Genomic DNA, 12,154 nt, shown 5'->3' with positions numbered 1-12,154 from the left:
ATTGCGATAATTAAGTCCATTCGGATTGTAGCAGAATTGTGGAACCGGAGATGATAATGGTGGGAATCATAGACGGGCATGGAAGAAATATCAGTTATTTGCGGGTTTCTGTGACGGACAGATGCAACTTTCGCTGTTCTTACTGCATGCCTAATGGACACGTATCGTGGTTCCCTAAGGACGAAGTCCTCAGTTATGAAGAGATATTACAGATTATTCGTGTTGCAGTGAATGCAGGCATTTCTAAAGTACGGCTAACTGGCGGGGAACCCTTAGTACGGCAGGGAATCATCCAGTTCGTTGCCGACATTAAAAAAATCGCGGGTGTTCGCGATTTATCGATGACGACTAATGGCAGCTTGCTTAGTGAGTTTGCTATGCCATTAAAAAGAGCAGGGTTGGATCGGGTTAATATCAGTCTGGATACTTTACGCAAAGATCGTTTTTCGCAGATATCGGGTCGCAATATGTTCGGTGAAGTTATAAAGGGGATAGAAAGTGCGAAACAGGTTGGATTTGAACCAATCAAGCTAAATATGGTTGTCATGAACGGAATCAATACTGATGAATTAATTGATTTCGCTCGTATTTCAATAGATAAACCATTTGAAGTTCGTTTTATTGAGTATATGCCTGTTCACTCAAGAGGAAGAGACTTGTTGTTTCCTACTAGTCGGATCAAGGAAATTATCAATGCAGCAGGGTGGGGTAAGCTAGTGGAGCAGCCGTCTGGTGATGGGCCGGCAACGATATTCCGGTTTTCTAAAGGTAGAGGCAGCATAGGGTTTATATCGGCCATTACCGACCATTTTTGCAATCATTGTAATAGAATTCGCCTTACTGCAGATGGCCGACTTAAGTTGTGTCTGTTGTCTAACGCGGAGGTTGATATAAAGGGCATGTTACGCGTTGGTGTATCGGAAGCTGATTTAGAGAAGCTTTTAAGACGTAGCGTATGGCAGAAGCCTGCTCAACACGATCTAAATGAAGTCCAATCATGTAGACGGGGGATGTCCCAGACGGGAGGATAGGGGCTTACAGGGATATTAAATTAAATAGTTATTGGGGAGGTATTTTGTGTGTTTAATCTTGGTGCACCAGAATTGATCCTAATATTAGTCATCGCCTTGGTTGTATTCGGACCTGGCAAGCTACCGGAAGTAGGAAAAGCAATTGGTAAAGGTATTCATGAGTTTAGGAATGCTACAATTGATCGGCCAAAAGAGGAACCGGTGAAAAATTTAGTGCACGGTGAAGAGAAAAAGTAATAACATTTTATTGGAAGAGTCGGCACGTTATGGTCTTAGCATCTCAGTTAATATATCAGGTACGTAGATATCCCATATCGGTTAGTCGAGAAATCTAGACATCCAGGGCTTAAAATTTGGTTATACATGAAAAGGCCCTGCAAAAAAATGCAAGAGATTCCGTTTACGAGTTGCTATGCAAAAATGTCCCCGTTTATCGGGGACATTTAACTTGCTATTTAGCATCAGTTTTTTGTCCTTATCGAAAGGACAATGCAATGCTTTGTATTAATTTTATAATATTACAAGTGATGCGCTTCTGCAATACTTAAAGAAAAATAATGAGAAGTTTGCAATCAAAATTAGGCGTTTTTAAGTAGCTCTTTGAATAACACGCAGAAAAGATACGCAGATTGGCATAAGCCGATGCGTATCTTTTTTACCCTCTATAACCATTGTAACCCTTTATTTTCTAAGAATGCCCATAAAGAGTTCTCTAGGTAGGTCGCCTTCCTGAAATCTAGACACATCCACAATCTCGTAGCCTTTAGCGAGGTTTTCAACCTTTTCCCTGTTGAAAAAGTGGACAATGAACCCATTAATTTCGTACATATCTTCGCCTCTATGAATGCCTGTTCCATAATGCTTATCATCGGTATTTCTTACCGTGTAAATGTTCAGTCCACCATCATTGAGAACCCTTCTAATCTCAGTAGATAGGGTCTCCAACTCCAAAGTGGTGAACGCCATGCAGAATAGCATGTGCGAATAGCAAACATCCAACGTTGCATTTTCAAAAGGCAAAGGATTTTTCACATCATGCTGAATAACCGTGACAAGGTGAGATATACCCAAGTCCTCAGCTTTCTTTCTAATTGTCTCAACACCTATTGCAGTATATTCGAGGGCATAAACTCGGAAACCCTGTTGAGCAAAGAAGATGGTATCTCTCCCTTGTCCAGCTCCCAACTCGAGAATAGCATTCAGTCCGTTCTGCTTCAAGATATTAGCACAAAGTTGAGCTGGTTCACTCGGTTCAGTGCCAAACATCTCTTGGTTTTTAGTGAAGGTTTTCTCCCAATGAGGGTGTTGACTATCAAGATCACTTATCATAAGATGCTCTATGCCTCCCAATATCTGGTCTTAAGAGTAAAATACGCTCTATCCGCGAGAATACCTGCATCCTGGTTACTGGTAACTTGTTGGATATTCTTTGGAACAACCCTTTTTCTCATGCGAAATATAGAATAATGCTGTTTTTAAAAAACTAATAATGGCACGAAAAAAATAACATTATTTTTGTTGCCAAAAACAATGTTATTTAGACCTAAATATTTAAATCAACTCGTAAATGAATCCCCTTAATAAAAAATGCAGGGTTTTCTTTAAGAAACGATATTAGTAGGGATTCCTTTGATATAGGCATTTATATTCCCAGCCAATAACCCAATCAGCCTTTGTCTGGATTCAAGTGTTTTCCAGCCGATGTGCGGGGTGAGTAGGACGTTGTCCATCGCAAATAGTGGGTTGTCGAGCGCCGGTGGCTCAGGGTCTTGAACATCAAGCGCTGCACCGGCCAATTGTTTGTTTTGCAGAGCGGCAATCAAATCGGTTTCATTGATGATCGGGCCGCGGGATGTATTGATGATGTAGGCAGACGGCTTCATTAATTGAAAGCGTTCCTTGTTCATCAGGTGTTTTGTTTGTGGTGTCAGTGGGCAGTGAATACTGACAAAATCACTGTTTGCCAATAATTCTTCAAGGGTAACGAATTTAGCATTTAACTGATTCCATGCCTTAGGTGTACGGCTGTATACCAGAATGTTCATTCCCAATGCGCGAGCGACAACCGCGGCTTGATAACTGATGGCGCCGGCGCCGATTAGGCCTAATGTCTTGTTTTGTATTTCAAAATGTGGAACCTGTAAGTGTTTAGTAAAGTTGCTAAGATCCCTTTGCTTTATCATGGTTTGTTGTAGACTCAGTGACGAACTGAGATTTAACATGCAGGCGATTGCCAGTTGCGCGACGGCTTCGGTGCTATAGCCGGGAACATTACAAACCGTAATGTTCTTTTCGCGAGCAGCAGCGATATCAATATTATTGTAGCCAGTACCGGCTTCACAGATGAGTTTGACTGATGGTGGAAATTGCAAGATCAACTCTCTGCCGACCGCTAATTCTTTGGTAATTACGATATCTTGATTTTGCACCCGTTCAATAATTTCTTGATCGTTGCTTGCTTCATATTTAGTCAAGACAGTCAATTGATTCAATGGCGAGTAATCCAGTTTGTGGTCAAAGTCCAATTTCCCGGCATTTAGGACTACAGTATTTGTCATCGGTTTCCCTCCCATATCTCTGTAAAGTTTCACGTTTGAGTATAGTCTGAGATTGAAAAGTTGTCAACTATTGGCAAAGAGCTAGTATAACCCATTACGGGTTCGTATTTCCTGCCGTGCAGACAGGATTTTGGTCATAGACTTTAGAATATGTGAGTATAGATATGATCAGAATTTTGAAGATGTTAAGCGGTGCGAGGGAGATAACATGAGTTTTTCATGGATGAAATGGTTATCTGCAGTGGAACTGCCTTCCCCGCAGCAGGGCGCGGCAGCTGTAGATATTCGTTCTGTTCAGAAGATTTACACCACTGGCGCCGGCGAATTTGAGGCGCTAAGGGGAGTAACTCTTCGCGTAGAGACAGGTGAATTTGTTGCAGTTGTCGGAAAATCAGGCAGCGGCAAATCAACCTTGATCAATATGATTACCGGTATTGACCGGCCAACCGCTGGCGAAGTCTGGGTTGCCGGCACTCCGATCCATACCTTGTCAGAAAATCAGATTGCTGTTTGGCGAGGTAAGACAGTCGGAGTCGTGTTTCAGTTTTTTCAACTGTTACCGACATTAACTGCGCTGGAAAACGTCATGCTGCCGATGGATTTTTGTAATGTTCATCAGTCTTCAGAACGGCCTGAGCGCGCAAAAAAATTACTAGAACTCGTAGGCGTAGGCGAACAAGCAGATAAATTGCCTGCTAACTTATCTGGGGGTCAACAGCAACGGGTGGCAATCGCACGTTGTATGGCAACTGATCCACCGTTGGTAGTCGCCGACGAACCAACTGGGAATCTGGACGCTCGTACGGCGGATTCTGTCATGGATTTATTTCGTGATCTGACTCAAGTCGGCAAAACTGTGGTCATGGTTACCCATGACGAAGATTTAGCGCGTCGAACCAATCGAATCGTAACCGTTTCCGAGGGGTGCATTTTGACTCCGATAGGAGGATGGCATGGATAGCAGAGCCTGGCTGTCCCCGCGCTGGCGCAAGGTATGGGCCGATCTTTGGGGCAATAAGCTGAGAACGGTATTGGTGGTACTGTCGATATCGGTTGGGGTATTCGCCGTTGGGATGGTTTATAGTTCGTCTTTGATGTTTGAACGCGATTTGGCGAACAGCTGGGCGTCAGCCTCGCCGGCTAGCGCCAGTATCTACGCCGATCCGTTTGACGAAGAACTGGTGCAGAGTGTCCGAAGCTTACGAGGGGTCCAGGAAGCGGAGGGACGGCGCAATGTCGATTTGCGCGTGCGTGCCGCAGGCGGTGAATGGCGGCAGATGCTGCTGACAGCCATTCCTGATTATAACAGACAAAAAGTGAATGTTTTACGGGCGCAGTCTGGCGCTTGGCCGCCAGGCGACGGCGACGTTTTGCTGGAGCGTTCTTCCTTGGCTGACCTGGGCGTTTCCCAGGGCGGGGAAATTGTTGTAGAGACCCCCAAGGGGCGAAAACGGTCGCTAAAGGTGACAGGAGTGGTCTACGATCCCAGTCAGATTCCAAGCCTTTTCAGCGGACGCTCCTATGGATATATTAGTATGAACACGCTGGAAAAGTTGGATGAGCCGCGGCGGCTAGATCAGGTGAGTTTTGTCGTAAAGCCGGCAGTGCTAAAGGGTAAGGATACCGCCCCAATTGAGACGGTAGGGCGCCAGGCTTGGAATAAGCTTGAACAAGGTAATACGACCGTCTTTTGGTTGCAAGTCTATAAACCGGGAGAACATCCCATGCAGCCTGCGATTAATGCAATGATCCTGCTGCTGGCAGTGCTTGGGGTTTTGTCCTTATTACTGGGAACATTTCTGTTGGTGAACACTGTATCTTCGATTCTCGCACAGCAAATGCGTCAGATTGGGATTATGAAAGCGATCGGCGCCCAGCGGGACCAGATTTTACAAATGTATTTAGTGTTGGTTGGCGCTTATGGCGTGCTTTCATTGATTGTGGCTGCGCCGTTGGGAGCGCTGGCAGCCAGCGCAGTCACCAGTTTCGTCGCCGGGGTGTTTAATTTTAATTCCGGTGGTTTGGAACTGCCACCTAGGGTTTTGTTATTAGAGGCATCAGTCGCACTGTTGGTTCCGCTAGTTGCTGCGATATGGCCAGTTTGGCGTGGAACAGGTGTTACTGTGCGGGAAGCGGTCAGTGATTACGGTATCAGCGATCTGCAGGCCAAGGGATGGGTAGATCGTTGGCTTGACAGGATATTAACCAAACTGAAGAAGCTGTCAAGACCGGTCTTACTGTCGCTTCGCAACACCTTTCGCCGTAAGGGTCGCTTGGCGCTGACACTTTTGACGCTAACGACAGCCGGGACAGTATTTATGGCTGTATTTTCTGTTCGTGCATCGTTGTATTCAACCCTTGATCAGGCACTTGATTATTTTCGCTATGATGTATCTATCGGATTTGTCGAGAACTATCGGGCCAGCCGCATTGAACAGGAAGTGATGAGGGTCCCGGGCGTGAAGGCAGCAGAAGCCTGGGGCTTTACTTCAGGGCGGGTGTTGCGGGATGAGCGCAAAGAGTCAGAAGAGGAAGCAAGCAAGAATGTGTTTATTCTTGCTCCGCCGGCAGATACCAAAATGATTAAGCCGAGTCTTGTAGATGGCCGATGGCTGGTCAAAGAGGATGAAAGCGCTTTGGTCGTGAATACAGAAGTTGTCAAAGATAATCCTCAGTTAAAAGTAGGCTCACCAGCTGTAGTTAAGGTAGGAACGCGTAAGTTACGATTCACTGTTGTCGGTATTGCTCAAAGTACCCTCACCGGCCCGTTAGTCTATGCACCCTATGATTGGCTGACAGGTGCGGTTCAGGAAGCTGGCAGGGCGAGATCTGTGCAAGTTATTGCCAACTCTGCCGATCCCAAAGAGCAGACCGCGTTGGGACGGTCGTTAGAAGAACATATGAAGAAGAATAGTCTTCGTGTATCCAATGTTGACGTTACCTGGGAATTAAAACAACGATCTCGCTTTCAATTTGATATTCTGATCACATTTCTGCTAATTATGGCAGTGTTGCTAGCCGTGGTTGGCGCCTTGGGGTTGATGGGGGCGATGGGGATCAATGTACTGGAACGAACTCGCGAGATTGGAATCATGCGAGCGATTGGCGCTTCTAGCCTTGATATTGCTAAAGTATTTGTGGTCGAGGCGCTGTGTATTGGTATTGTTAGCTGGCTGGCTGGAGTAATCCTAGCTTTACCTGTAGCAGCGCTCCTCAGTTATCAGGTAGGTGTGCTGTTTCTCCAGAGCCCGTTAGCGTTTACATTCAGTTTCTGGGGAGTTGGCATTTGGCTGGCGTTATCTACGTTTTTGTCTGTGTTGGCGAGCTTAATGCCAGCACGTAATGCGGCTCGGCTGAGCGTGCGCGATGTGTTGAGCTATGAATAAACAGATCGGGGGAAAAGACGATGGGGGAGCAGATGGTGTCTGGTAATCGTGGATTGAAACGCCGCTGGCTGTTAGCGTTATTGACGATATCAATAATCGCCGGGGCGTGGTGGTTTTGGTCTAATCGGCAGATAGCTCAAAAGGCGATAGCGCCAGTAACTGCTGATAAGCGCGTTCTGGCAGAAGGAATCGTCTTTCCGATAAAATACGCCCAAATGGTCATGCCTGTCGATGGAACTGTCGGTGAAGTATTAGTCAGCGAAGGGGCCAAAGTAAAAGCGAACCAGCCTCTGTTACGGCTGGTTCGCCAAGACTATCAGGCGCGGGTGGGAAGCTCCCGATCTGATCTGGCTCGTTCCGCTGCGACTGTTGAACAGGCGCGAGTTAACCTGTTTGACGCACAACGTGAGTTGCAGCGCCAACAGCGTTTGGAATCAGCAGGAGCTACTCCCAGGCAGCAAGTGGATCAAGCTCGGACAACGCTAGAACGCAATCAAGCTGCACTAGCGCAGGCAGAGGCGGATCTCATGACCCAACGCTCCCGACTCACTGAGGCAGAAGGCCAGTTGGATAAAACCGAATTACGGGCGCCTTTGGACGGCACGGTTGTATTTATTGATGTAAAACCTGGTGAGCATGCCACTCTCGGAACCGTTCTGGTGCGTGTCGCCGATGAGTCGGCCTGGGAGGTTCGAAGCGACGATCTGACTGAGCTGACGGTGGCAAAGGTACAGGTTGGCGATGCTGTAGCGCTAACATTTGATGGCATACCTGGCCTTGAAATACCGGCTCGTGTTAAGTTTATCCGCCCTTACGGCGAAAAGAAGCGGGGAGATATCACCTACACAGTCACAATTGCTCCCGAGCGCTGGGATGATCGTCTTCGCTGGAACATGACTGCCCAAATTGCTATTACGCCTTCACGTTAAAGTTGAACTTGCTAAAACGCGAATGATGGACTGCCGAAATGAAATACTAGGAACATGAGGATTCATTTTGGAGGTTAAGCTAATGACAAATATTGAAGCGGCAATGGCGAGAATCAAGCAATTGGAGTGTCCGACTGGTGAATTAACTAAGCGAGTCACCGGAATATTGACCGATTATCAGGTAGCAGATATAAACTCAATATCAATAGTTCGAGTAAATGCTCTGGATAGAGATGGGGAACAGGCTTACTGTGCAAAACTTGCCAACGACACAGAGATAGTGTTTAGGGCTATTTCTGGTGACGATGACTATGTGGCGAAGGTAACCGAGGTTAATATCGGTTGATCACAATTGAATAATTACTGTGGCATTCATGGCAGAGAAATTACTGCTTGTAAATAGAGAAGGCAACCTGTGTGCAGGTTGCCTTCTCTATTATGCTCTTAGTGCGACAATATCCATCATATTCACAGTGAACCCAGTCTCGCTGCCTTCTTCCAATACCTGAGTTGCATACGAATAGGGAATCTCGGCCCGCAAAACCGAATCTGCGCTCAGTTGGATCTCATAGTCGATACGGTCGCCGACAAACGTCCTTGTTACGATACGGCCGGATAGTGCATCCCGAACAGGGTGGAGGCTGATGGATTCAGGGCGAATGACTAGTGTAGCCCTATCACCTGGCGAAAAACTTTGCCCAGCAGCAGCTCGCGCCGTAATCAACACATTATTGAGGCTAACCTCTAGATAACCAGAGTGCACAGACTCAATAATTCCCTGTAGTACATTCGCTCCGCCAATAAAATCGGCAACAAATAAGCTGGCAGGATTCGCATATAGTTCAAACGGAGTTTCTACCTGCTCAACATGCCCCTTATTCATGACGACTATTCGATCTGCAAGCGTTAATGCTTCTTTTTGATCATGAGTGACATATAAGCAGGTTACGCCAAGATGTTTTTGTAGTCGGCGGATCTCTGTGCGCATGTGAATACGCAGTTTAGCATCTAAGTTTGACAATGGTTCGTCCATAAGCAATACTCTGGGCTTTAAAGCTAACACTCTCGCTAACGCAACCCGCTGTTGTTCGCCGCCTGACAATTGATTCGGATACAGCGCATTAGATTTTTTTAATCCGACCAATTCAATACTTTCTTCTACCGTCTTTGAAATTTCAGACGGGCCTAACCGTCGCGCCCGCAGACCGTAGGCAACATTGTCAAATACATTCATATGAGGGAATAAGGCATAGCTTTGAAAGACGAAGCCGATGTCGCGCTTGTTGACCATCACACTTGTGACATCAGAACCGTCAAACAGGATGCTGCCGTTGCTGGGGGTTTCAAAGCCCGCGATCATGCGTAAGGTGGTCGTTTTGCCACAGCCTGATGGTCCGAGCAAGGTGACAAGCTCTCCCGAGGTCACCTCGAGGTTTACATCGTCTACAGCTGTAAATATAGCTTGTTCTTTCGTAAACTGCTTAGTCAAATGAACAAGCGAGATTCTAACAGACATAATAATCCTCCTGTGAAAAAGTTTCCTGCCGACTATATCCGATCATAACGCGGATAAGCCAGTCGGAAACAGAGTGTAATCAATCCGCTGGCTGTGAACACAATCAAAATCAAGATAACGGAAAATGCTGAAGCTTGGGCAAATTGAAGTTCGGTCATGCATTCAAGAATCCGTGTGGTTAAAAGCGTCCAGCGCACTGACACCAGGAAGATGGTAGCGCTAATTGCAGTCATCGCCCTGATAAAGAGAAATTTCATACCGGCGCTGACTGCCGGAATAATCAACGGTAGTGTTACCTTACGGAACGTGTTAAACGCACTTTCACCCAGTGATAGGGAAGCCTCTTCAAGTGATTGATCGATTTGCTTTAATGAAGCGATTGTCGATCGGATACCTGTCGCATCATAGCGAAATACATAGGCGGAAACAATAATCATCATCGTGCCAGTCAAAACGATGGGGCCGCTATTAAAGGCGACAATATAGGCAATGCCGATGACTGTCCCCGGTAAAGCGTAATTGAGCAATGCGACAAATTCCAGCAGCCTATTACCGACAAATTCTTTGCGAGTAGTTAAATAACCGATCATGACTCCCAAGAGAGCTCCAATAGGCATAGCTGTCAATGCAATTAACAGGGTATCGGTGATCGCTTTGAAACCGCGGGTAAAGACATAGTTGTAATGGTCTAACGTTAGTCCATAGTTTACGCCCCAGACCTTAACCACCGAACCGACAAATATAATTGAATACAAGAATAAGATAAAACTCGCGGTTAGGAGGCAGATGGTTAAGATTAAAACTGTCGCACACGTATCCAATCCACGTGCTTTGGTGCGCGCACCTGCTTTGCCGGTAATAGTTACATAACTACGATTGCCGACCCAGTAACGCTGCAATAAGTAGATACCCAGCGCAGGCAGCAACAGGACGAATGACAGTGCAGCGCCGCCTTTGAGGTCATGCAGACCGGTAATCTGCAAATAAGCCTGAGTGGGTAAAACAGGGAAACTGTGTCCAGCCAAAATTAGCGGAGTAGCGAAGTCGGCTAATGAACTGGCAAATAACAACAAGAACGCATTAGCGATTCCTGGTACAGCTAACGGGCAGGTAATTCTTAGAAAGGTGCGCCATTTGGTTTCCCCTAAGCTTAAAGCAGCATCCTCCAAGTTGGGATCGATTGCCTGTAAGACTCCGTTTAAGGTTAGGAATGCCACTGGAAATAGGGTAAGCACCTCGGACAGCCAGGTTCCCCAAAACCCGTAGATTGAAAAATTCGGCAATCCTAGCCATTTGATCAACATACCATTTGGTCCGAGTGCCAGCGTCATCGCGATGCTAGAGGTAAAGGGCGGTGAAATCAACGGCAAGACAGTGATTGCTCCCAAAAGCCACTTCACAGCGCGCGGTAAAGCTAGTCGCGTAACTGCATAAGCGTAAATAAAGCCTAGGCACACGCCTGCTAATGATACGGTGACGGCTAGGAATAGACTGTTATATAGGGCCTGCCGGTCATACCAATTGGAAAAGGTATGGATTATGTGACTGAAAGTGAATTGTCCATCATCAAAGAACGCGACCAAGAGCAGGCGGACCAGGGGGTAAAGGATGAATACCCCCATGGCTGCCCAAATGACCAACAATGCAGGAAGAAGCGCGGGGTCGCGTTTAAGCGGACTATTGCTGCCCGCCTTCATCATTTCACAACTTGGTTGATCCAGCGGTCTACCAGACGCTGACGGTCTTTGCCTGCTTTAACGATATCGACTTCGAACATTTTCACCTTACTCATATCCAGAGCAGGGTCAGTTACTTTCACGTCGGGGTTGGTGGGGATGAAATTAATCTTGTTCGCCTCATACAGTTTTTGCATATCGGCAGTTGAGGCCCAGTCTAGAAATTTCTTAGCCAGAGCTGGCTGTTTGGCGCCTTTGATCAGGGCCATAGCCTCAACTGCGTAGGCGACGCCTTCCTTCGGATAGGAGATAACCACATCATGGCCCTGTTGTTTAATTTCAAGAGTATCGACCAAGAAGAACACGCCGCCGATTGCTTGACCGGTTGCTATCGGCAGAGCGCCACCCGCGCCGCTCTTTGTGTACATTTGAACGTTTTGGTGTAATTTCTTTTGATAGTCATAGGCCGCGTCTTCGCTCATGAAACTGGTCAGACTGAGAATTCGCGAGATGGCTGTACCAGATGTCCGTGCATCAGCCATTTGCAGTCCGCTTTTAAACGCTGGGTTCAGCAGGTCATCCCAGGAAGTTGGTGCTGTGATATTTTTCTCTTTCAATGTCTTTGCATTAAACATGAAACAGATTGGGTTGACAGCGACTCCAACCCAGTTGTTATTTGCATCTTTAAATTTTGATGGAATTTTATCTGCGCTTTTGGGGCTGTAGGGTTCAAATACGCTTTTTTCCACTCCAGCCGCGAACGTATCGGCTGGACCGCCAAAGAGAACATCAACCTGTGGATTATCTTTTTCTGCTACTATGCGGGCGAGTGCTTCACCAGAGGAGAAACGGACAAAATTTACCTTAACTCCAGTGTCTTTGGTAAATGCCGCAAAAATCGCTGAAGAGTATTTCTCAGGCCAGATGGTATAGATATTGATCGCTTCGTTAGACTTAGCCGCCGGTTGGGTTGCACCACCTCCGCCGCACGCCGTTAGCAGCAGACTAGCAATAACTAGCAGGGCAAGCAACAAAATAGGCACTCTCTTCACAAATAT

At 46.6% G+C, this 12,154-nt stretch carries 11 protein-coding genes; 6 read left to right on the top strand and 5 right to left on the bottom strand.

Annotated elements, in window-relative coordinates:
• Positions 1-56: 56 nt before the first annotated feature.
• Positions 57-1,031: a GTP 3',8-cyclase MoaA gene (gene moaA / locus AXX12_RS06325; protein WP_197470653.1), complete on the top strand. Its 975-nt coding sequence runs from the start codon at positions 57-59 to the stop codon at positions 1,029-1,031.
• Between the two features lie 48 nt (positions 1,032-1,079).
• Positions 1,080-1,268: a Sec-independent protein translocase subunit TatA/TatB gene (locus tag AXX12_RS06320; RefSeq protein WP_066239664.1), complete on the top strand. Its 189-nt coding sequence runs from the start codon at positions 1,080-1,082 to the stop codon at positions 1,266-1,268.
• A gap of 444 nt (positions 1,269-1,712) precedes the next feature.
• Here the strand turns inward: AXX12_RS06320 and AXX12_RS06315 are convergent, their stop codons facing one another.
• Positions 1,713-2,360, bottom strand: coding sequence for a class I SAM-dependent methyltransferase (locus tag AXX12_RS06315; protein WP_066239661.1), 648 nt, complete (start codon positions 2,358-2,360; stop codon positions 1,713-1,715).
• A gap of 272 nt (positions 2,361-2,632) precedes the next feature.
• Positions 2,633-3,589 (bottom strand): NAD(P)-dependent oxidoreductase, encoded by a 957-nt coding sequence (locus AXX12_RS06310; RefSeq protein ID WP_066239658.1) that lies wholly within the window; start codon positions 3,587-3,589, stop codon positions 2,633-2,635.
• 208 nt (positions 3,590-3,797) lie between these two features.
• On the opposite strand from AXX12_RS06310, the gene AXX12_RS06305 reads away from it, so the two are divergent.
• The 4 genes from AXX12_RS06305 (at position 3,798) to AXX12_RS06290 (ending at position 8,250) form a co-directional block, all read left to right on the top strand.
• The gene (locus tag AXX12_RS06305; protein ID WP_082816728.1) at positions 3,798-4,550 is read left to right on the top strand and encodes an ABC transporter ATP-binding protein; all 753 of its coding nucleotides are present in this window, start codon (positions 3,798-3,800) and stop codon (positions 4,548-4,550) included.
• Positions 4,543-6,975: an FtsX-like permease family protein gene (locus AXX12_RS06300; RefSeq protein ID WP_066239655.1), complete on the top strand. Its 2,433-nt coding sequence runs from the start codon at positions 4,543-4,545 to the stop codon at positions 6,973-6,975. The genes AXX12_RS06305 and AXX12_RS06300 overlap by 8 nt, the downstream gene beginning before the upstream one ends.
• Positions 6,976-6,995: 20 nt before the next feature.
• A complete protein-coding gene (locus tag AXX12_RS06295; RefSeq protein ID WP_231881817.1) occupies positions 6,996-7,904 on the top strand; it encodes an efflux RND transporter periplasmic adaptor subunit in 909 nt (302 codons plus the stop codon).
• A gap of 82 nt (positions 7,905-7,986) precedes the next feature.
• The gene (locus AXX12_RS06290) at positions 7,987-8,250 is read left to right on the top strand and encodes a hypothetical protein (protein ID WP_066239652.1); all 264 of its coding nucleotides are present in this window, start codon (positions 7,987-7,989) and stop codon (positions 8,248-8,250) included.
• A gap of 90 nt (positions 8,251-8,340) precedes the next feature.
• Here the strand turns inward: AXX12_RS06290 and AXX12_RS06285 are convergent, their stop codons facing one another.
• Genes AXX12_RS06285 through AXX12_RS06275 form a run of 3 tightly spaced genes read right to left on the bottom strand, consistent with a single transcriptional unit; the run spans position 8,341 to position 12,148 of the window.
• A complete protein-coding gene (locus AXX12_RS06285) occupies positions 8,341-9,420 on the bottom strand; it encodes an ABC transporter ATP-binding protein (RefSeq protein WP_066239649.1) in 1,080 nt (359 codons plus the stop codon).
• 32 nt (positions 9,421-9,452) lie between these two features.
• A complete protein-coding gene (locus AXX12_RS06280; protein ID WP_066239646.1) occupies positions 9,453-11,117 on the bottom strand; it encodes an ABC transporter permease in 1,665 nt (554 codons plus the stop codon).
• Entirely contained in the window at positions 11,117-12,148 is a 1,032-nt protein-coding gene (locus AXX12_RS06275) for an ABC transporter substrate-binding protein (protein ID WP_082816727.1), read from the bottom strand. The genes AXX12_RS06280 and AXX12_RS06275 overlap by 1 nt, the downstream gene beginning before the upstream one ends.
• Positions 12,149-12,154: the final 6 nt, after the last annotated feature.

It is taken from the genome of Anaerosporomusa subterranea, from assembly GCF_001611555.1.
GTDB lineage: Bacteria > Bacillota > Negativicutes > Sporomusales > Acetonemataceae > Anaerosporomusa > Anaerosporomusa subterranea.
The sequence above is the reverse complement of the archived record's forward strand: the minus strand, read 5'-3'. Positions and strand labels throughout refer to the sequence as shown.

What these genes read in the sequence shown, in the direction of transcription:
- AXX12_RS06315 (WP_066239661.1), bottom strand. Translation starts at nt 2,360, where the DNA reads ATGATAAGTGATCTTGATAGTCAACACCCTCATTGGGAGAAAACCTTC.
- AXX12_RS06295 (WP_231881817.1), top strand. Translation starts at nt 6,996, where the DNA reads ATGGGGGAGCAGATGGTGTCTGGTAATCGTGGATTGAAACGCCGCTGG.
- AXX12_RS06310 (WP_066239658.1), bottom strand. Translation starts at nt 3,589, where the DNA reads ATGACAAATACTGTAGTCCTAAATGCCGGGAAATTGGACTTTGACCAC.
- moaA (WP_197470653.1), top strand. Translation starts at nt 57, where the DNA reads ATGGTGGGAATCATAGACGGGCATGGAAGAAATATCAGTTATTTGCGG.
- AXX12_RS06305 (WP_082816728.1), top strand. Translation starts at nt 3,798, where the DNA reads ATGAGTTTTTCATGGATGAAATGGTTATCTGCAGTGGAACTGCCTTCC.
- AXX12_RS06290 (WP_066239652.1), top strand. Translation starts at nt 7,987, where the DNA reads ATGACAAATATTGAAGCGGCAATGGCGAGAATCAAGCAATTGGAGTGT.
- AXX12_RS06280 (WP_066239646.1), bottom strand. Translation starts at nt 11,117, where the DNA reads ATGAAGGCGGGCAGCAATAGTCCGCTTAAACGCGACCCCGCGCTTCTT.
- AXX12_RS06285 (WP_066239649.1), bottom strand. Translation starts at nt 9,420, where the DNA reads ATGTCTGTTAGAATCTCGCTTGTTCATTTGACTAAGCAGTTTACGAAA.
- AXX12_RS06300 (WP_066239655.1), top strand. Translation starts at nt 4,543, where the DNA reads ATGGATAGCAGAGCCTGGCTGTCCCCGCGCTGGCGCAAGGTATGGGCC.